Raw genomic sequence first — 19,454 nt, 5'->3', positions numbered from 1 at the left:
AACGACGCCGACCAGGCTTCCCGGCACACCGCTGCTCAGGCTATCCATCTTCGCCTTGAAGGTGAAGGGCCGAACCGGCGGTGTTCCGTCGGGCCGCCATCCACTCCGCGAGGTGGACGAGGAAGACCCGGGAGGACAGCATTCCGGTTCCGCCGACGAAGCTCGAGCGCCGGTGCTCGTCGGCCGTCCGCGTCAGGAGAAGGCTGCGATGTGTTCGGCGATGAAGGTGTGCAGGCTGCGCGGTGTTTCGCCGGTGAGTGCCTTCGCATCGTCCGACAGCCATGCTGCGTCGCCTTCGGCTATCAAGCCGAACGCCTGGGCGTTGGAGTCCGCGACGGTCCCGGGGATACCTGCGCCGATCATCGCCGCGTGGTGTTCGGCCGGGGTGATCCGGCGGTGTTCGACCGGATGTCCCAGCGCGGCGGCGAGTTCCTTCGCGACGTCGGTGTAGGTGATCAATTCCGGCCCGGTCAACCAGTAGGTCCGGCCGGCGTGCTCACCCGGCGCGGTCACGACCGCTGTCGCGGCGGCGGCGACGTCCCGCGCGTCGACCATCCCCACCCGGCCGTCGCCGGCCGACATCGGGAAGCTCCGCGTCCGGGCGACCACCGGCGCCAGTGCGAGCAGGTTCTGCAGGTAGGCGTTCGGCCGCAGCAGCGTATGCGCCAGGCCGCTGGTTTCCAGATGGGCCTCGATCCGTGCCTGCCCCCGGCGCCGGGCGACCGGGGAGTCGGCCGACGCTTTGCTGCTGACCTTGACGACGTGCGTCACTTCGTGGCGGACTGCGGCGTCGATGACCGCCATCTCCTGGGCCGGCACCGCGGGGCTGACGAGCAGCACGGTGTCGACGCCGCGCACTGCGGCATCGAGCGTGTCCGGGCGATCGAAATCGCCGATGGCGACTTCGACATCGCCGCGGGGTGCGCGGGACGGGTCACGGACCAGCGCCCGCACGGGATGGTGCTGCGCCGCGAGCAGCCGGACCGCTTCCGAGCCGACCTTGCCGGTCGCGCCGGTGACCAGGATCAACGTGGTCTCCTTCAAGGGGTTCCAGGAATGGATTGATCTATCCAAACTATCGCCGGTAAGATTGGATCGTCAAGTCCAATCCGAGGTGGGAGAGCAGATGACGTCGCAGGTCGCGCCGAGCACACAGAAGGGGCGCGCGACCCGGGACCGGATCGTCGCTGCGGCGGCCGAGCTCATGTACCGGCACGGCGTGGCCGGCACCAGCACGCCCGCGGTCCGTGACGCCGCCGGCGTCAGCTCGTCGCAGATCTACCACTACTTCGCCGACAAGGACGACCTCACCAAGGCGGTCATCGCCCACCAGTCCCGGGCGATCCTGTCGCACCAGACGCCGCTGCTCGCCACCCTCGACAGCCTGGCTGCCCTCGACTCGTGGCGAGACGTCGTGGTGGAGGCGGCACGTCGGCAGAACGGGGCGGGCGGGTGCCCGCTGGGCAGCCTGTCCAGCGAGCTGTCCGACGAGCATTCCTGGGCCCGCGAAGCCCTCGCGGCCGGCTTCGGCGCATGGTCCGGCGCGATCCGTGACGGCTTGGCCGCGATGATCGGCAACGGCACCCTCCGGCCCGGAACGGATGCCGACGAGCTCGCTCTCGCCCTGCTGGCGGCCGTCCAGGGCGGCCTCTTGCTCGCCCAGGCCCACCGCAGCACCGGTGCTCTCGAAGCCGCCTTGAACGCCGTGATCGCGCACATCCGCGGCCATGCGGCCGGTCGAGCCTGACCTGACGGCGGAGATCCTTCGTCTTGTCGTGACCGGGCGGGCCGACCACCAGCCGGCCCTTCATCGGGGTACCCGTTCATGTCGAGCGGTCGCGTGCCCAGATTCTTGGTCCAAGCAACACTTGACCACCACAAACGTGTCACTGGAGGTTGCCGAGCCCTCGGTGATTCACCCTGCAACGTAACCACTTTCAAAAGTTGTCCCCAAGAAATGTGAACGTTCGCGCTCAGTGGTCCGTACTACAAGGTGCAGGGAGGTTCTCGTCGTGGACGGCTCGATGCCGTCGCCAGAAGGAGAAATGCAATGCCTCGTCGCCGTGGAACGCCGTTCACCGTCCGAGCTCGGAAGACCTTGATCGGGGCAGCTTTTCTCGCCGTCCTCGGCGCAGGATCAGTAGCCGTATTGCACACGGAGACGGGACAGGCGAGCCAAGCCGCCGATCAGGGCGCTGCCGCGGGGTCGCCGGTGGGGCCGGTCGCGGAAGCCGCGCTGGGCGCGAACCAGACCACGCCGGGCGCGGGGGCACTGACCGAAATCGACAAGACCTTCCTGGTCAAGGTCCGCCAAGCCGGGCTCTGGGAAATTCCGGCGGGCAAGCTGGCCCAGACCCACGCCAGCAGCGAAGCTGTCAAACGCGCCGGGCTGCACGTGATCGACGGCCACTCCAAGCTCGACCAGCTGGTGCGGGAAGATGCGAACATCCTCGGCGTCCCGTTGCCGGAGCAGGCCACACCGGAGCAGCAGGGCTGGGTCCGGCAGCTGACCGCCGCCCAAGGGCTCGCCTTCGACAAACTCTTCGCCAACCTCCTGCGGTCCTCGCACGGCAAGATCTTCGCGACTATCGGGGAAGTACGCGCCAGCACCCAGAACGACCTCATCCGGCGACACGCCCGGCAGGCCAACCAAACCGTGCTCGACCACATGGAGGTTCTCGAGGACACCGGGCTGGTGGCCCCGGAGACCTTTGCGGATGTCGCGGCCGCGGTGGCGCCGGCGAAGTGACCGGCGAGCGGTTGTCACGCTGAACGCGCCGGTTTCACCCCACGCGAGCCGAAGCCACGGGCTCCACCGCCTCCGCGGACGGTGACGCCGCCGCCGGCCCGGACCGGCGTGACCGGGAGAGAAACCCATACCCTGCACCGACGAGCACGCCGCCGCCGACCAGGTTGCCGAGTCCGACCAGCACCAGGTTGACCGCGAACGCGCCGAGGGTGGCACCGGGCACGTCCTCGAACATCCCCAGTGAGAACACGGTCATGTTGGCGACCACGTGTTCGAAGCCGGAGCCGATGAACGCCAGCAGGCACCAGAAGATCAAGGTGAGTTTCGCGCCGTCGGACTTCGTCCGCGCCGCCATCCACACGGCGAGGCACACCAGGAAGTTGCACAGCACACCACGGAAGAACAGCATCACGCCCGACTCGGCAGCCTTCGCCTTGATCGTCGCGGCCAGCAGCGCGGCCGCCGGCGCGGCGTGCCCGGCCGTGGCACCGGTCTGCAGGATCCCGCTCTCGTGCACCAGCCACGCGAACGCCACCGACCCCACCAGGTTGCCGACGAACGAACCGCCGATCACCGCGAACCCCGAGCCCACGCCGCCGCGACGCGCGAACATCCCTTGCACCATCGTCATCATGTTGCCGGTGGACAGCTCGGCACCGGCGAACACCACAGCTGTCAAGGCGATCCCGAACACCAGCCCCTGGACCAGCTTGGTCCACGGCGACTGTGCGGCGGTCAACGGGCCGGTGACGGCCAGCAGCAGGGCTACCGCCACGCCGATGTAAGCACCGGCCAACGCCGAGCTGACGAGGTAGCGACCCGGCCGGCGCAACTCGCCGATCTTCTCCCGTGCGGCGGTCGCCTGGAGGTCGAGGGCTTCAGGAAGCGGGATGGGCACGGTCACTCCTGCGGGAGGTCGGTTCCTGCGATCGGCTGATCACTTGCCCAGTCGAACTGTTGTCGGCGATATCGGAGTGACCTCGGTGTCACGGTCCGGTGTCCACGGCCGCACGCCATCGAGACGGTGTGGTGAGTCCACGCAAGACAGCAGTTGCCCGACAAATCGGACCCGGCAGCACTGCTCCGGAGCTGGTGCGCAGGACGCACCGGCCCACCGTGGCCTCGCACGGCGTTTCCGGAGCCGATCGCGTCGTCATGCAGTTGCCGGTGGGCCGTTCCGTGGGCGCCCTCGAATCGTCCGTAAGGGATCGGTAACAGCAGCGCGGGCACAGCTGGGCGATTCGTCCGGTTGAATAGGGCATCGCGGATGACGGAGGAGAACGAGATGAACGCCACCACCCGCCTGCTCACCCGGCCCTGGCTGATCGGCGTCCTGGTAGCGGGCATGGTCGTGGCCGCGGCGGGCCTCTACTGGTTCCAGCCGTGGCAGCTGTGGGTGGACGAGACCGTGCAGGAGACCCTTCCGTCCACCGCGCCGGTGTCGCAGGCTCCTGGGCCGGTGCCGAAATCGTCGGCGACGGCCGCCCGACCGGCTGCGCCGGTCGAAGTCGCGACCGGCACACTGATCAGCCACGAGCACCAGACCACCGGGACTGTCCGGGTCCTGCGCGCAGCCGACGGATCGCTCCTGCTGCGCCTGGAAGACCTCGCCACCAGCAGTGGACCCGACGTGCACGTCTGGCTCACCGACGCGCCCGTGAGACCGGGCAAGGACGGCTGGGACGTCTTCGACGACGGCAAGTACCTCGACGCCGGCAAGCTCAAGGGCAACAAGGGGAACCAAAACTACACCCTGCCGGCCGGCACTGACCTGGTCGGCTACACCAGTGTCAGCATCTGGTGTGACCGCTTCGACGTGTCGTTCGGAGCCGCCGAGCTGACCAGCCGGCCCGCCTGACGGCCGGTGCGGGGTCGCCGCGCCGGCCGCCTCGCGCTACGGCGAGGTCGCCGTGGGCCGACGGCTGAGCACCATTGCCTGGTCCCGCTTGAGGAGTGGGCGCAGCCGGTAGGTGTAGCTGTAGTCGCGGTCGGCGAACAGCTTGTATTCGTCGTGCGTGTGCGCGCCCCAGCTGTTGTCGCCGCCGACGCCCATCTGCTTGTGGTTCAAGCGCAGCACCACGTCTGGGCGGGGAGTGAGCTGGTAGTCGTGCCGAGCACCGACCGACAGGTCCTCCGGTGTGAAGTGTGAGGCGTTGACCTCCAGTAGCGGCTCGCCGCTGGCGAGGAGGCCGACGCCGCGCCGGTTGGTCAGCGCGACCCACCGCACGTCGGTCTTGTTGCCGTTTTCCTGAGGACGGATGTAGTCCGTCCACTGCCCGGCGACCGTCGAGGAGTACCGGCCCACGTCGGATCCGGTGTTGCGGTCCCAGTGGTTCTCCTCGGGTCCTCGGCCGTAGTAGTCGAGGGTGTCGAACTCGCTGGGCAGCAGCAGGATCGTTCCGATTTCGGGAATGTAGGGCAAGGCCGGCGATCCGGGGTGCAGCGTGTTGTCCACTTTGATCTCGGCGTTGCCGAAGATCGTGTAGGTGGTGGTGTACGCCGAGGCGACTGATGTCGGCAAGGTGCCGCTGACGGTAACCACGGCGGCCTTGCCGGCGAGGGTTCGCACGGTGACGCCGGTGACTCGGCGGTTGGTGCCCGCGCGCCGCCAGGTCGCGTTGCGGCTCGGCTGTCCGTTGCCGATGTCGTTGTCGGTGGGGGCACGCCAGAAGTTCGGGGCCGGCCCCGCCGTCACGAGCCGCACCCCGTGAGCCTCGTAGGCGGTGATGAGACCGGTGTCCCTGGCGATGGTCACGGTGAACCCGTCGCCGGTGACCGTGACGGTCTTGTCGGTGTCCTCGACGACGACAGCCGGCACCTGCGCGAGCGGCACCGGCAGCACCGCGGGGCTGCCGAAGTCGACCGGCACCTGCTGTTCGGCCACCTCGTAGCCGCGGTCGGCCCAGGCCGTGCGCGTCCGGGTGGTGAAGGACAGACGGAGGAAGTACTCGGCTCCCGGCTCGAGGCGGGCCGGCCGGCGGAACGGCACGGTGATCGCCCGGCTCGACCGGGGTGGCACGTCGAGCTGCGCGCGGGTGAGCTGCCCGCGCTGCACGACCGTGCCGTCGGCCATGAGCTCCCAGCTGCCGTCGTAGGCGTTGACGTTGGTGAAGAGGTTCTCGTTCGTGATCGTCACCCGGCCCGAGGCGACGTCGGGGCCCGCGGAGACGTTGATCGGCTGGTAAACGTGCTTGACCTCGGTGGCCTTCCCGCCCGGCCGGCGTTCGGCGGTGACGATGCCGTTGGCGCAGAAGTTCCCGTCGTTGGGGTTGTCGCCCCAGTCGCCGCCGTAGGCGAGGAAGGTCCGCTCGGCGGGTTGCTGCTCGGTGTAGGTTGCGCTGGCCGCGTCGAACCAGAACCGGACGGCGGGGTCACGCGGGTCGCGGGCAGCGGACGCGAGTTCCGCGGCGCTGAACCCTCGCGCGTACACGTGGGCGGCGCGGATGAACCCGCCGAACACGCGCCCGGGATTCTCGGCATCCGTGCCGAGCGCGAGCTGGACCGCGGTGCTTTCCGGCGCGAGGTCGGTGCCGGTGGTGGCCACGGCTTTGCCGTCGAGGTAGAGCGTGAGCGTGTTCGCCGCGTCGTCGAAGACGCCGGCCACGTGGTGTTCCCTCCCCGTCCAGTCCGCGGGCAGAGGAGCGGTGGCCGCGATCCATCCTCCCGAGTAGATGAAGAACTCGAGGCTGTTCTCGGAGAGTTTGAGCGAGTATTGGTGGTCGCCCTTGGCGACGATCGGCTGGTGCCCGCCGACCGCGGCCGGCGTGACCCAGGCTTCCAGCGTCAGCGAACCGGTCAGCTCGAGGCTTTCCGCGGAGGCGAACACCGCGCCACCCGAGACGCCTTGCGCGCGGTCGAACTTCGCGGCGGGCGCGAGCTCGGCGGACAGGGCTTCGGGCCCGGTCTCGGCGAGCAGCTTGCGCGGCGGGGTGGGCCAGTGCAGCCCCTGGTCCACGAAGTCCCAGATGAACCCGCCCTGCAGGATCGGGTACGTGCGGATGATGTCCCAGTACTCCTTGAGGTTCCCGTTCGAGTTCCCCATCGCGTGGGCGTACTCGATCATGATGTACGGCCGGGTGTCGGACGTGTCGAGGGCGCGTTCCTTGATCCGGGCGGGGGTTTCGTACATCTGGGAGCGGATGTCGCTGACTTCGGGCCGGTTGTCGCCCTCGTACTGGACCACGCGGGTCGTGTCGTAGGAGCGGATCCAGTCGCGCATGGCGACGAAGTTGCTGCCCGCGCCGGCTTCGTTGCCGAGCGACCAGATGACGACCGACGGGTGGTTCTTGTCGCGGTGCACCATCCGCTGGGCGCGGGCGACGACCGCGGTGGTCCAGTCCGGGTTCGAGGCCGGGCAGCTGTCCCGGACGCCGTGGGTCTCCAGGTTGGTTTCGTCCAGGACGTACAGGCCGTACTCGTCGGCCAGTTCGTACCAGGTGGGGTTGTTGGGGTAGTGGGACGTGCGGGTGGCGTTGATGTTGAGGCGCTTCATCAGGCCGATGTCCTCGACGAGGTCGGCGCGGGTGAGCGCGGCGCCGTGGGCGGGGTGCATCTCGTGGCGGTTGGTGCCGCGCAGCGAAACAGGCTGCCCGTTGATCCGCATCAGCCCGTCGGCGAGCTTGAATTCGCGGAAGCCGACGCGTGCCGAGAGTGTCTCGACGACCTTCCCGGCCGGGTCTCGCAGCATGAGCACGGCCGTGTAGAGGTCGGGTCGCTCCGCCGACCAGAGTTTCGGCGCGCGCACGCCTTGGGCCGCGCTGACGGTGACGTCCTGCCCGGCGGCCGCCGAGCCGAGGTTCACCCGCTGACTCAACGGACGCGGCCAGACCGCCCGCCGGTCCGCGTCGTAGAGCTGCGTCTCGACGGTGTAGGTGCGCTTGTCCGTCCCGCCGTAGTCGCGGACGTGGGCGGTGACGGCGAGGTCGGCGTTGGTGTAGCCGTCGCGCAGCCGCGTGTCGAGGCGGAAGTCGCGCAGGTGCACCGCCGGTGTCGAGAACAGGTAGACGGACCGGAAGATGCCGGCGAGGCGGATCATGTCCTGGTCTTCCATCCAGTCGCCGTCGGAGAAGCGGTAGACCTCGACGGCGATCCGGTTGGTGCCCGGCCGGAGATGTTCGGTGATGTCGAACTCGCTGGGGGTGTACGAGTCTTCGCGGTAGCCGATCAGCGTGCCGTTGATCCACACGTAGAACGCCGACTTGACGCCCTCGAAGTGCAGGAACGTGCGCCTGCCCCGCCAACCGCCCGGGACACGAAAGGTCCGCCGGTACTGGCCGACCGGGTTGAACCGCGTCGGCGCGAAGGGCGGCTGGGCGTTCTCGTTCTGCCCGTTGGCGCCCCACCAGGGGTAGGTGATGTTGACGTAGATCGGGAAGTCGTAGCCGCGCAGCTGCCAGTTCGACGGCACGGGCATCTTCGCCCAGGAGCTGTCGTCGACGTCTTCGCGGTGGAAGTCGGGATCGCGCGCGTCAGGGCGGTCGGCGTGCTGGAACTTCCACTCGCCGTCGAGGTCGAACCGGTAGGGCGAACGAGTGCGGTCGCCGGCCAGCGCCTGGCCCAGGTCGGCGTAGGGCATGAGCGTGGCGTGCGGTGGCTCGGTGCCGATTTCGAAGATCCCGATGTTGTTGTTCCACTCGGGGAAGCCGTTCAGCGGAGCGGCCAGGCCGTCGAGCGTGGTCGCCGCCGCGGCCGGGCACGGCATCGTGGCGGGCAGGGCGAGCGTCCCCAGGAGTGCGGCGCTTCCCTGCAGGAACCTGCGACGGCTGACCCCTGCGCGGCGTGCGGCCGGGTCTGGCGAGACCTGAGACATCGTGAACCACCCCGTTCCTCGACGACCTACAGCGTTGCGTTTTCCCCCCTGCGGAGTCAACAGTGTTGATCAGAAACCAACGGAAGTATGTTGATTCCTGTTCGAAGCTTGACGAGAAACCTCGTGGGCCGGATCGGTGACCTGCGGTGATGACGAGCCGGGCCGGCCGAGAAGAGAGATGTTCGGCGGGGAACCTGGCCGTCGGGGTGTCCGGTGACGCGCTGAGGGTCCGTTACCCGCAGACGAAGGCGAAGGATCTGCGCTGCCGGCTCGGCCGGGGCGCCGCGTTCGCCCGCACCTTCCCGCCAAGGTAACCGGTCAGCCTTTCGGTCGGACCGGGGATCGCCGCCTGTCCTGATGGTGGTCGGGATCTGTCGATTCGGGCAACACTCGTTCGTATGAGGGTGAGCGGTGGCATTCGTCCGCCGGGAGGAGCGGAGTCATGGCCCAGTTCTTGTTGTCCGTGCACAGCGTCGAAGGTGAAGTCCGTGAAGAGCTCACGGAGGAGCAGATGCGTCGATCGCATCACCTGCTCGGCGAGGTGGAGAAGGATCTGAAAGCAACCGGGGCGTGGCTCTTCAGTGCCCGGCTGAGTGAACCGGGTGCCGCGCGAGTGGTGCGGAAATCCGGCGACGAGCTGCTGAGCACCGACGGGCCGTTCGCGGAAGGCCGGGAACACCTCGGCGGCTTCTACCTGATCGAGGTCGAGGACCTCGATGCCGCGGTGGCTTGGGCCGCCCGGGTTACTGCTGCGATCACGGTGCCGATCGAGGTTCGCCCGCTTGCCGGGTTCGAGGCGTAGCGGGACCTCACCCAAGATCGGCGCGAGGTGAGGGGGGAACGGCCGAAACGAAGGTGCGTTCCGGCCGGCGTGTGCCGTGGCGGACGAGAAGCGGGCTCATTGCCCGGCACGGACACGGGGACCGGACGGCGGTGCCCAGTGCCGTGCGCGCCGTCGTCCGTTCCGCCATGACGAACGGGAGAGTGACCAGGTGCCACAGGCGGACCTCGGTCCTGTGCGGTCTGCCCGGCCTTCCGAGGCGAGGACAGTCAACACCGTTGGCCGGGCCCCGCCGCGCGGACCGCAGGGCCCGAGGCTCGGCCACAGCGCCGAGGGTCGGACGGCGACTCCCACCGCACCCGCCGGTGCGGCGGCCTGCCACGCGAACAGCAGTAGAACCCGGCCAGAACCAGACCGAACACCGCGGAGGGATCGTTTCCGGTGACACCGCGGGTCGCTTCACCTGGCGTGGCTGATCCTGAGCCGGCGATCGCGTTGCGTCCGCGGCGGTCGTGTCCGGGATGTCCGAGACGTACGATGGTGGTCGGGTATGCCCGTCGGGGCGTCCGGTGGGCACCCGCAACCCGGGACACAGCGCTGTTCCCGGAAGGAGACCGCGATGTCGCGTTCGTCTCACGATCCCCCACCCACCGCACCCTCCGGCTCGTCCGGGCCGCCGGCGCAGGACTTGTCGCCGTTGGTGCGGACTGTTCTCTCGGCCAGCCCGACCCGGTCGTATCGTCTCGGCGTCGCGGTCGGTGCGCTGCTGGCGGTGTCGGTGGCGCTGCTGATCGTCCAGAACGGCCAGTCCGCGGGCCTGTCCTGGCTGGGCTGGCAGTTCCAGGTGCCGTTGTGGCTGATCCTGCTGCTGGCGGTCGCGGCCGGGGCGGTCCTGATGGCGGCGGGGGTGCTGTTGGGGATGCGTGCTCGCAGCCGCCGCGACCGGCGTAGTGCCGCGGCTCAGCGGCTGCGGGAGCTCGCCGATCCCGCGCACCCCGCGAGTCCGGTGACGCCCGCCCCGTCTGAAGGCGTGCCCAGCCCCCGCGTCGGCACCGTCGGCGCGAAGCCGGCCACGCCACACCCGGCCGAGCGAGTCAAGCCGGCGGGTGCCACGTCCGCCGGTGCCGGCCGGGATCACGCCGGGCAGAACAAGGGCACCCGCACGGACCACGAGGTCGCGAAGCCCGGGGACAGACCGTGACCGGCGCTGGGCCGTGGTGACACCGATTCACCGGCGTCCCGGCCGGTACCCCCGGCTATTGCCGCTGGAGTGCACGGTGCGGAGGGTCGGCGCGGCCGAATTCGGGGCGGCGGTGACCGCGTGCCTGACCCGTGACGGGGACATCGAAGCCGCGGCCGACGGTTGGGCCCTGCTGCGCCAGGACGGGCACCGGTTGCTGCTGCAGCTCGGCTGACAGCCGGGGACAGCGGCAGCCCTGGCGACCGTCTGGAGTCGTCGTGGACTCGATGGAGTAACGACGGCAACCCGGACGAAGTTGTCCGGGACAGCCTTTGCTCGCGACCTGGACCCTGTCGTGAGGAGGCCGGCCAATGCCGGCACCCTGGTCGCTTCCGGTGCTTGGCTGGGTCGTGGAGACTTTACGAGCGAGCCCGCCTGCCGCAGGCTTTCGTCCGCCCCTGTCCGAACCGGCAAAGCCGTCACGACGAGATCCACCGGCCGCTGAGGGCGTGGCGCACCCCGTCCGCGAGGTGCGCCAGCTGCTCGAGTTCCGTGGCGTCGAAGTCCTGGGCTTCGATCGTGGCACGCAGCCGGTTCAGCTGCCGGGTGACGGCGCGCCGGTGATCAGGCCGGTGCACGGTCCAAGCGATCTCGCGCAGCAACGTCATGAGCCTGGCCAGGACGGCCGGGTCCGCGGCGCCGTAGCGGCGGGGCTGTGACACCGCCAAGTCCAGAAGAGCGTCCAGATCCGGGCGGCGCAGTACGACCCGGATCCGGTCCTGCCGGTCGAGCAGGACCCGATCCTCGAGAGCGCGCCCGGCGAGCGAGCACAACAGGGCCGCGGAATGGCCCAGAGCATGGATGGCGGTCGTCGGGTCGTTGATCCCGGGCGAGAGCGCCTTGACGGCGACGTCGGTGAGCTGCCGCAGCCCGAATTCCGCGTCCTGGGCGGAGGTGCGCTCGAACTGGGTGGACACCGCCGACGTCACCCGAGCGACGAGACGCGTCCGCACCTTCGGGAGGAACGACTCCGCGATCCGTGGCCAGGTCAGGCCGATCGGTGTCCCGGCGACCAGCGAACCGCCGGGCCGCCGGTCGATCAGGACAACTGCGTCGGCGTCGACGGCCGCCGTGAGCAGCGCGTCCTCATCGATTCTGCTGAGGAAGCCCGAGTTCGCGGCGCACACCGCAACCGCCGTCGACGGCGGGGCCGGAAGTTCCGGCGCCGGTGCTTGGTCGTTTGCGGGGTCGGTCAGGACCCGCTGAGCTGTGGCTGTGGCGTCGGTGTGGACGTCGCGCAGCATCGTCTCGACCCGGATCTTGCGCGCCAGATGCGCGAGGAACAACACCAGGAAGAGGACGCTGGTGAGCGTGAGCAGGAACGCGACGGTCACCGATGCCTGGGGAACGAACGCCTGCTGCCCGGCATCCGCGGTGCGCACCGTCCGCAGGACGGTGAGGGCGTAGGCGAAGGTCGCGAGGAACAGGGCAAGGGTCACGTGCACGAACCGGTCACGGGTGAAGGTGCGCAAGAGCCGCGGCGAGAACTGGCTACTGGCCAGCTGCAATGTCACCACCGTCAACGAGAACGTCAACGAGGTGACGGTGATCAACGAGCCGGCGATCGCGACCAGCACGGCCCGCGCGGCGTCCGCGCCGCCGCCGAACAGGATGATCACCAGCGAAGCCGGTAACTCCCGATCGACGTGGCCGTCCACGCGTGGCAACGTCACCCCCAGTGCCACAGCGAGGAAAATGCCGATCGTCGGCAGTGGCCAGAGCTGGGTCCGTAGTGCGTCGCGCATCACCGCTGTTGCGCTGCGGATGCTGGGCTTCGTCATACCTGCTCCGTTGTTCGTCGATGACGAAAGAGCAGGAGTACCGGGTGTCACCGGCTCCTTATCGATCGGCATGCCGGGACTAGACGGGATAGACGGCGCGCACCGAGAGCTGGTTGCCCGGGATGTCCGTGCTCGCGCAACCGGTGCCGTCCATGGGCACGAAGTTCGACGCTGTTTCCTGCGGCAGGTAGATCCGCAGGCCTCGCACCGGAGTCGGTAGGCAAGCCGCCGCGTCGTAGTTGTGGACGTTCACGAACTGGATGTCGGCGGCCGCGGTCTGGCCCGTGTTCAGCCTGACCACGTCTCCTTTGGTTCCTTGGCGGTAGGCGGCTCCGCCGACCTGGTGCCCGTCGTCACCGGCGACGTAGGACACTCCGGGGAAACCTTGGATGGTGCAGGGTTCGGCGCGGATGTTCGTGATCATCAGCATCCGGTAGACGGAACCCGCCGCCGCGCCGCCTGTGCTCAGCGCGAGCTTGACGTCGCCGGACGTGCAGAGCCCGGTGGGGGCGGGCGCAGTGGGTGTCGCACCAGCTGGGGCGGGTGCACTGGTGGCAGGCGTGTTCGAGGCGACGGTGACCGTCGAGGAGCGGGCCGTCGACGAAGGTGTCGGCGTCGCCCCGTCCGCTGCGGGCAGGGTGTCGCCTCCGCAGGCGGCCACCAGGAGCGTCCCCGCCGAGGCTGCGACGAATGCGAAGGAGCAGGAAATCGGGCTGCGGTTCATGGCACTCACTTCCTTGGTGGGTGGTGGTTTCCGAGTGGCTTCCGAACCCGGACTGCTTGCGCGAGGCCCGGGATCCGTTGCACTGCCGCGGCGCCGGGTACTCGTGTGCCGGCGGGATCGCCGGGCGGCTGGACCTCAGCTGCCGGTGCGGGCAACGCGCCACTCGAGGTTGTCGACGGTCGAACCGGCGTCGGGACGACGGTGCTCGGGCCGTGGTCGCTGCCCGGCCGGAATCAGTCGGAACCGGTTGCCCGGCCGCGCTGTTCAGCGCCCGTTCTCCGGAGCCGCACAGAGAGGGGGATGTCAGGGAGCACGGTCACCGCGGCGGGACCACGGTCGCCGGTGGCGTGGGCACACACGGTTGATCCCGCCGACGCCAGGAGTGTTGCCGTGGCCGGAACATCCTCCGGACGATTCGCGCTCGTGCTGCCGCCATGGGATTCCTTCCGTGCGGGCGAACATGAGCTGCGTCGACGCAGCATCACGGGTCGACAGTCACTCGGGTGCGCGCCACTCCGTGGGAAGGTGGCTCACGTCCGCCGTTGCGGGGTCCAGGCTCGGCATCGGGCGGCTGCTTCTGTTTCCGGATACCCACCCCGCCGGGTGGCAACCCGGCCGTGACCGAACAGCCACGCGAAGCCGGTCACGATCGGGTGTCGGCCGGTGTGACTGGTGTGGGCCACCGCTACGGGGGCACTCCTCGAACAAGTCCGAACGCCGGACGGAACATGGTGACCGCCGCGGAAAAAAATCGTATGCCGGATTACGGCTCGCGGTGGAATTCTGTGGTTTCGCCCGCCAGCCGACGCGGCCCTCCGCGGCTACCGGATCTGCTCGACCGCGGCACCGACATCACCGGAGAAAAGGGGACACGAATGCAGGTTCAGATCAACACCGACAACAACGTCGACGGCAGCGATCGGCTGACCCAGTGGGTCGAAGGTGAACTCGGCGCCGCCTTGACGCGCTTCAGCGACCGGATCACCCGCCTCGAGGTCCACCTCAGCGACGACACCGCCGGCCGGTCCACCGAGGCCGACAAACGGTGCGTGATCGAGGCCCGGTCCGCCGGGCAGCAGCCGGTCGCCGTCACCCACCACGCGGCTTCGGTGGACGAAGCCTGCAGCGGCGCCGCCCGGAAGCTTGCGCACCTGCTCGACAGCAAGTATGCCCGCTCCGACCACCACAAGGGTGGCCAGACGATCCGCACCATCCCGGTCGACGAGGAGGAGCCGGCCTGAACCGGCAGCCCGGTGCGCAGCACGCAGTTGCGCATGGCGAACCGCTGCCGCCCGGGTCCGCTACCAGTTGAGTGCGGCGGTCATCGCCTTGTCCACGATCGGCGCCAGGGTTGTCATGAAGCTCGCGGTGACGTGGTTGCCGTCCAGGTACACCAGGACGTTCCCGACCACCGGCCGGCAGACGGTGCGGCCGCAGAAGTAGTCGCTGAAGTCGAGGAACGACACGTTCGACGGGACGTCGGCGGCCTTTTCGTACGGCGGCGCCGGTGCGAGCAGCTGTGCCCGGGGCAGGCTGCAGTCCGGGGACTTGATCCCCTTGGCTTCGACGCACGCCGACGGGGAGAAGCCGAACCGGGGGTTGTCCCGCACCGCCACCACGGGGATGCCGGCCTGGCCGAGGTTCTTCCACTGGTCGATGAAGCCCTGCGGGGTCTGCTCGGTCAGGCCGGGGCGGACGTCGCGGGTCGACAGGGTGAAGACGGCGTCGGGGTGCATGGCGACGATCTCCTGCTCGGCGGCGGCGTTCCAGGCGAGGCAGCCGGGGTCGCCGGGCATCGCGTCGGCCGTCGTGGAGAACGGGCAGGCGCCCTTGAGCATGAACGTGATCTGGTAGTTGTGCTGCTGCGCCAGGGGTTTCAGCGCGGCGAGGTACTGCTGGATGTGCGAGTCGCCGACCGCGACGATCCGTTTCGCGGGGGTGCCGGTCGTTTTGCTCGTGCACATTTCGAGTTCGGCGTTGCGGCGGGATTTCACGCAGTCGGCATCCGCGATGCCGCCCCAGTCGTTCGGGACGGCGATCATCGGGGGCACTAGGTTGCCGCTGGGTGCGGCCCGCTTCGGCTCCGGCGCGCGGGCGAGAGCGCCCGGGTGCTGGTCGTCGTCCAGCGCGATGGTGAAGTCGGCCTTCTTCGTGCTGACGACCTGCCAGGTGCCGGCGATCAGCAGCACCGGCAGCAGCGCGGCGACGCCGAACCCGTAAGCGCCCCAGCGGCTCCGAGTGCCGACAGCCGAAGCGCGGACCGGATTTTCGACGAGGTGGTACGTCAGCGCGGCGAGGCCGACGGAGACGGCGATGACGAACGCGCCGCCGGGCAGCCCGACCTCCTCGCGGTGGCGGGCGACCAGGTAGAACAGCAGCACCGGCCAGTGCCACAAGTACAGCGAGTAGCTCAGGTTGCCCAGGTATTCGAACGGCCGTGACGCCAGGATCCGGTCGGCGCCGGCGCGGCTGCCGGTCGCCCCGGCCAGGATGACCAGCGCGGCGGCCACGGTCGGCCAGAGCGCGGCGTAGCCCGGGAAGACGCTGCCCACGTCGAGCACGATTCCGCAGACGACCAGCCCGGCCACGCCGAGCCAGCCCGCCAGGACCCGCGACCACCGCGGCAGGACGATCGCGTCGATCCCGAGGGCGAGGAGGCCGCCCAGGGCGAACTCCCACACCCGGGTCAGCGAGTGGAAGTACGCCAGCGGCTGGTTCACGGCCGTCAGGTGAATCGAGTACGCCAAGGACACGGCGAACAGCGCGGCCAGCGTCCCGGCCAACGTCGCGCGCAGGGACCGCCGGAGCCGGACGGCGGCGAAGGCCACGACGGCGACCAGCAGTGGCCAGACGACGTAGAACTGCCCCTGGATCGACAGGGACCAGTAGTGCTGGACGACGCTCGCGGTGTTGTGCTGCGCGAAGTAGTCGACCGAGTCGGCGGCCAGCCGCCAGTTCTCGACGTAGAGCGCGGAAGCGAACACTTCTTTGATCGTCTGGAACCACCGGTCCTGCGGCAGCAGCAGGATGCTCAGACCGACGACGGCGAGCAGCACGGTCAGCGCCGCGGGGAACAGCCGTTTGATCATCCGGCCCCACATCGGCCGGAACCCGATCCGGCCCCGGCCCGCCGCGCGGAACAGCTGCCCGGTGATGAGGAACCCGGAGACGAGGAAGAAGACGTCGACGCCGCCGGAGATCCGGCCCAGCCAAACGTGGTAGACGACGACCAGCGCGGCCGCCAGAGCCCGCAGCCCCTGCAGTTCGGGCCGGTACTTGCGGACCTGCGCCGATGCGGCGGCCGAGCCGGCTTCGGCGTCGGTGGTGGTGTCGGCGGCGGGCCGTGGTGGCATGGTCGTCCTCGAGTCGTGCTGGGGTGTGCGGGGGATCCGATCACACGTTCCTGTGAGAAAAGACAGCTTGCTGTGGATAAGCTGTGAATCGCTCTCCGGAGTTCGGCCGGGCAGGCGGCCGGAACGGCGGGGCGTCAGCCGGAGTCCACGGGTTCCCCTGTCCATGTCGACGCGGCCCGTGCCGTGCGGCGACGGGCGTGCCGACCAGACTTCCCGGCGCTCCGCGCGTAAAGATGCCTGATCAATCCACCGAACGCAACGGGCCGGCTCGCCATGAGAGTTCGATCGCGACGAAGAGACCGAGGGCACGGCCGGTGGTGTGCGCGGCACACTACGGTGGATCGAACTCGGCGGAAGGGCACCGGAGTGGACGGGCAGATGCAGATCGGCGAGGTCGCCGAGCGCACCGGGCTGTCGTTGCGCACGATCCGGTACTACGAGGAAGTCGGCCTGGTCGTGCCCAGTGCGCGGAGCCAGGGCGGTTTCCGGCTCTACCGGCAGCGGGAGATCGACCGCCTGCGGCTGATCATGCGGATGAAACCGCTCGGGTTCCAGCTGGAGGAGATGCGCGACCTGCTGGCCATCGTCGATCCGGGACCCGGCGATCCGGAGGTCGCGGACCCGCGGGCCCGGTTGGCGGGGTTCGTCGAGGCGGCCGAGCGCAGCCGCGACGAACTGCGGGCGAAACTGCACACCGCCGACGAGTTCGCGGCCGTGTTGCGGGCCCGGCTCGCCGACTTCTCCGGCGAGTCGGCGGGTACGGCGTCCTGACCTCCGGTTCGAGCCCGTACCGGCGCCCGGACGACGTCCGCTGCGGATGTGATTCCGCCCTCACCTCGCCGCGCCCGGGGCGGGGAAGCCGCAACTCTCACCTAACGTAAGGTGAGAGTTGAGAACGGCGTGAGTTCCGTACGGTCGTTCACCGGGGTCGCCGCCGCTCCCGGTCCGGCCCGGCGTTCGCGCGTCCGGTGCGTCCATCGTCCCTGTGCGCCGCGGCTCCGGCAGCCGGGCAAGTGATCCGTGCGCGCGAGGCGCGTCCCCGAGCAGTTTGGTTGATCGTGTCGAATTCCCTTTCCCGGGCTCGCCTGAGCGGGACCCGTCCGGTGTGGCTGTCGCCCAAGGTGGCCCGGACCGAAGTGCTCGCCGGCCTGGTGGTGGCGCTGGCGCTGATCCCGGAGGCCATCTCGTTCTCGATCATCGCCGGGGTGAGTCCCAGCGTCGGTTTGTTCGCCTCGTTCACGATGGCGGTCGTCATCTCGATCGTGGGAGGCCGGCCCGCGATGATCTCCGCGGCCACCGGCGCCATCGCTCTCGTCGTCGCTCCGTTGGCCAGGGAGTACGGGCTGGGACACCTGGTCGCGACCGTCATCCTGGGTGGGCTGATCCAGGTCGCCCTCGGTGCCGTCGGCGTGGCCAAGCTGATGCGGTTCGTCCCGCGCAGCGTCATGGTCGGATTCGTCAACGCGCTGGCGATCATGATCTTCCTCGCGCAGGTGCCCAACCTCATCGACGTGCCCTGGCCGGTCTACCCGCTCTTCGCCGGCGCGCTCGTGCTGATGCTGGTGTTCCCCAAGCTCACGAAGGCGATCCCGGCTCCGCTGGTGTCGATCGTCGCGCTGACCGCGCTGACCGTGGCCGCGGGCATCACGGTGCCGACGGTCGGCGACAAGGGCGCGTTGCCGTCGTCGCTGCCGATCCCCGGCCTGCCCGACGTGCCGTTCACGATGGCGACGTTGACCACGATCGCGCCCTACGCGTTGGCGTTCGCCCTGGTCGGGTTGATGGAGTCACTGATGACGGCGAAGCTGGTCGACGACATCACCGACACCCACTCGAACAAGACCCGCGAATCGATCGGCCAGGGGATCGCCAACGTCGTGACCGGCTTCTTCGGCGGCATGGGCGGCTGCGCGATGATCGGCCAGACGATGATCAACGTCAAGACCGCCGGCGCCCGCACCCGCCTGTCCACGTTCCTCGCCGGCGTCTTCCTGATGATCCTGTGCCTGGTGTTCGGGCCGGTCGTGTCGAAGATCCCGATGGCGGCGCTGGTCGCCGTGATGGTCCTGGTCGCGTTCGGCACCTTCGACTGGCACTCGGTCGCTCCGGCCACGCTCAAGCGGATGCCCGCCGGTGAGATCACGGTCATGGTCGTCACGGTCGCGGTCGTCGTCGCCACCGACAACCTCGCCATCGGCGTCGTCGTCGGGACGATCACCGCGATGGTGATCTTCGCCCGCCGGGTCGCGCACCTGGCCGAGGTGACCGCGGTGACCGATCCCGAGGGCGGCCAGGTCGTCTACGCCGTCACCGGGCAGTTGTTCTTCGCCTCCAGCAACGACCTGGTCACGCAGTTCGACTACGCAAGCGACCCGGGCAAGGTCGTGATCGACCTGACCGCCGCGCACATCTGGGACGCTTCCACGGTCGCGGCCCTCGACGCGATCACCACCAAGTACGCCGCCCGTGGCAAGACCGTGGAGATCGTCGGCCTGAACGAGCCCAGCGCGACCATGCACGGCAAGCTCAGCGGCGAACTTTCCGGCAGCCACTGACTCGCTGTTTCGCGGCGGGCCACGTTCCGCTCAGGCGAAGACGAAGTAGCGCAGCCACAGGTACGGTGCCGCGACGATGATGGTGATGACGGTGATGACGGCGCCTTTCTTGGTGAATTCCCAGAAGGAGATCGGGAATCCGGAGCGTGCGGCGATGCCGAGCATGACGACGTTGGCGCTGGCGCCGACGGCGGTCATGTTCCCGCCGAAGTCCGCGCCGAGGGCCAGTGACCACCACAGTGCTTCGGAGTGTGTGGGGTCGGCGATGTCGTTGGTCAGGGCGAGTACCAGCGGGCTCATCGTCGCGACGTAGGGGATGTTGTCGATCAGGCCCGACAGCAGCGCCGAGACGCCGAGGATGAGCAGGACGGCGAACAGGGTGTTGCCGCCGGTGGCGTCGGCGGCGAGTTTCGCGAGGTTGCCGACGACGCCGGTTTTGACCAGGGCGCCGATCATGATGAA

At 69.2% G+C, this 19,454-nt stretch carries 16 protein-coding genes; 9 read left to right on the top strand and 7 right to left on the bottom strand.

The window, feature by feature from the left end:
• Positions 1-192 precede the first annotated feature (192 nt).
• Entirely contained in the window at positions 193-1,029 is an 837-nt protein-coding gene (locus ACIA5G_RS49495) for an NAD(P)H-binding protein (RefSeq protein ID WP_395936746.1), read from the bottom strand.
• 97 nt (positions 1,030-1,126) lie between these two features.
• On the opposite strand from ACIA5G_RS49495, the gene ACIA5G_RS49490 reads away from it, so the two are divergent.
• Both ACIA5G_RS49490 and ACIA5G_RS49485 read left to right on the top strand, forming a co-directional pair.
• Positions 1,127-1,747 carry a TetR/AcrR family transcriptional regulator gene (locus ACIA5G_RS49490; RefSeq protein ID WP_395936744.1) on the top strand — a complete coding sequence of 207 codons (621 nt, stop codon included), beginning with the start codon at positions 1,127-1,129 and terminating at the stop codon, positions 1,745-1,747.
• Between the two features lie 465 nt (positions 1,748-2,212).
• The gene (locus ACIA5G_RS49485) at positions 2,213-2,749 is read left to right on the top strand and encodes a DUF4142 domain-containing protein (protein WP_395936742.1); all 537 of its coding nucleotides are present in this window, start codon (positions 2,213-2,215) and stop codon (positions 2,747-2,749) included.
• 34 nt (positions 2,750-2,783) lie between these two features.
• Here ACIA5G_RS49485 and ACIA5G_RS49480 read toward each other — a convergent pair whose 3' ends face one another.
• Positions 2,784-3,647 (bottom strand): formate/nitrite transporter family protein, encoded by an 864-nt coding sequence (locus ACIA5G_RS49480; RefSeq protein ID WP_395936740.1) that lies wholly within the window; start codon positions 3,645-3,647, stop codon positions 2,784-2,786.
• Between the two features lie 387 nt (positions 3,648-4,034).
• Between ACIA5G_RS49480 and ACIA5G_RS49475 the strand changes: the two genes are divergently transcribed.
• Positions 4,035-4,607 (top strand): DM13 domain-containing protein, encoded by a 573-nt coding sequence (locus ACIA5G_RS49475; protein ID WP_395936738.1) that lies wholly within the window; start codon positions 4,035-4,037, stop codon positions 4,605-4,607.
• A 36-nt stretch (positions 4,608-4,643) separates the two neighbouring features.
• Here ACIA5G_RS49475 and ACIA5G_RS49470 read toward each other — a convergent pair whose 3' ends face one another.
• Positions 4,644-8,558 carry a glycoside hydrolase family 2 TIM barrel-domain containing protein gene (locus tag ACIA5G_RS49470; RefSeq protein ID WP_395936736.1) on the bottom strand — a complete coding sequence of 1,305 codons (3,915 nt, stop codon included), beginning with the start codon at positions 8,556-8,558 and terminating at the stop codon, positions 4,644-4,646.
• 442 nt (positions 8,559-9,000) lie between these two features.
• Between ACIA5G_RS49470 and ACIA5G_RS49465 the strand changes: the two genes are divergently transcribed.
• From ACIA5G_RS49465 to ACIA5G_RS49455, 3 genes are all read left to right on the top strand, one after another.
• Positions 9,001-9,360 (top strand): YciI family protein, encoded by a 360-nt coding sequence (locus ACIA5G_RS49465; RefSeq protein WP_395936734.1) that lies wholly within the window; start codon positions 9,001-9,003, stop codon positions 9,358-9,360.
• A 598-nt stretch (positions 9,361-9,958) separates the two neighbouring features.
• Complete coding sequence (locus ACIA5G_RS49460; RefSeq protein WP_395936732.1) at positions 9,959-10,540, top strand: lipopolysaccharide assembly LapA domain-containing protein; 582 nt, start codon at positions 9,959-9,961, stop codon at positions 10,538-10,540.
• A 76-nt stretch (positions 10,541-10,616) separates the two neighbouring features.
• Positions 10,617-10,754: a hypothetical protein gene (locus ACIA5G_RS49455; protein WP_395936730.1), complete on the top strand. Its 138-nt coding sequence runs from the start codon at positions 10,617-10,619 to the stop codon at positions 10,752-10,754.
• Between the two features lie 244 nt (positions 10,755-10,998).
• On the opposite strand, the gene ACIA5G_RS49450 is transcribed toward ACIA5G_RS49455, so the two are convergent.
• Positions 10,999-12,360 (bottom strand): DUF2254 domain-containing protein, encoded by a 1,362-nt coding sequence (locus ACIA5G_RS49450; protein WP_395936728.1) that lies wholly within the window; start codon positions 12,358-12,360, stop codon positions 10,999-11,001.
• A gap of 79 nt (positions 12,361-12,439) precedes the next feature.
• Positions 12,440-13,084 carry a DUF4232 domain-containing protein gene (locus ACIA5G_RS49445; protein ID WP_395936726.1) on the bottom strand — a complete coding sequence of 215 codons (645 nt, stop codon included), beginning with the start codon at positions 13,082-13,084 and terminating at the stop codon, positions 12,440-12,442.
• Between the two features lie 731 nt (positions 13,085-13,815).
• Between ACIA5G_RS49445 and ACIA5G_RS49440 the strand changes: the two genes are divergently transcribed.
• Positions 13,816-14,325 (top strand): HPF/RaiA family ribosome-associated protein, encoded by a 510-nt coding sequence (locus tag ACIA5G_RS49440; protein WP_395936724.1) that lies wholly within the window; start codon positions 13,816-13,818, stop codon positions 14,323-14,325.
• A gap of 60 nt (positions 14,326-14,385) precedes the next feature.
• Here the strand turns inward: ACIA5G_RS49440 and ACIA5G_RS49435 are convergent, their stop codons facing one another.
• Positions 14,386-16,437, bottom strand: coding sequence for an acyltransferase family protein (locus ACIA5G_RS49435; RefSeq protein WP_395936722.1), 2,052 nt, complete (start codon positions 16,435-16,437; stop codon positions 14,386-14,388).
• 378 nt (positions 16,438-16,815) lie between these two features.
• Here ACIA5G_RS49435 and ACIA5G_RS49430 point away from each other — a divergent pair, with 378 nt between their 5' ends.
• Entirely contained in the window at positions 16,816-17,208 is a 393-nt protein-coding gene (locus ACIA5G_RS49430; protein ID WP_395936930.1) for a MerR family transcriptional regulator, read from the top strand.
• Between the two features lie 332 nt (positions 17,209-17,540).
• On the top strand, positions 17,541-18,992 hold the full coding sequence (locus ACIA5G_RS49425) for a SulP family inorganic anion transporter (protein WP_395936720.1): 1,452 nt from the start codon (positions 17,541-17,543) through the stop codon (positions 18,990-18,992).
• A gap of 30 nt (positions 18,993-19,022) precedes the next feature.
• On the opposite strand, the gene ACIA5G_RS49420 is transcribed toward ACIA5G_RS49425, so the two are convergent.
• Positions 19,023-19,454, bottom strand: a 432-nt coding sequence (locus ACIA5G_RS49420; protein WP_395936718.1) for an SLC13 family permease, incomplete at its 5' end; no start/stop codon positions are given.

The organism is Amycolatopsis sp. NPDC051758, from assembly GCF_044453095.1.
Lineage (GTDB): Bacteria > Actinomycetota > Actinomycetes > Mycobacteriales > Pseudonocardiaceae > Amycolatopsis.
This window is presented reverse-complemented; position numbering and strand designations above follow the sequence as displayed.

Excerpts from the sequence above, each read along its gene's own strand:
- ACIA5G_RS49490 (WP_395936744.1), top strand. The coding sequence starts at position 1,127 with ATGACGTCGCAGGTCGCGCCGAGCACACAGAAGGGGCGCGCGACCCGG.
- ACIA5G_RS49450 (WP_395936728.1), bottom strand. The coding sequence starts at position 12,360 with ATGACGAAGCCCAGCATCCGCAGCGCAACAGCGGTGATGCGCGACGCA.
- ACIA5G_RS49445 (WP_395936726.1), bottom strand. The coding sequence starts at position 13,084 with ATGAACCGCAGCCCGATTTCCTGCTCCTTCGCATTCGTCGCAGCCTCG.
- ACIA5G_RS49435 (WP_395936722.1), bottom strand. The coding sequence starts at position 16,437 with ATGCCACCACGGCCCGCCGCCGACACCACCACCGACGCCGAAGCCGGC.
- ACIA5G_RS49430 (WP_395936930.1), top strand. The coding sequence starts at position 16,816 with ATGCAGATCGGCGAGGTCGCCGAGCGCACCGGGCTGTCGTTGCGCACG.
- ACIA5G_RS49470 (WP_395936736.1), bottom strand. The coding sequence starts at position 8,558 with ATGTCTCAGGTCTCGCCAGACCCGGCCGCACGCCGCGCAGGGGTCAGC.
- ACIA5G_RS49465 (WP_395936734.1), top strand. The coding sequence starts at position 9,001 with ATGGCCCAGTTCTTGTTGTCCGTGCACAGCGTCGAAGGTGAAGTCCGT.
- ACIA5G_RS49460 (WP_395936732.1), top strand. The coding sequence starts at position 9,959 with ATGTCGCGTTCGTCTCACGATCCCCCACCCACCGCACCCTCCGGCTCG.
- ACIA5G_RS49475 (WP_395936738.1), top strand. The coding sequence starts at position 4,035 with ATGAACGCCACCACCCGCCTGCTCACCCGGCCCTGGCTGATCGGCGTC.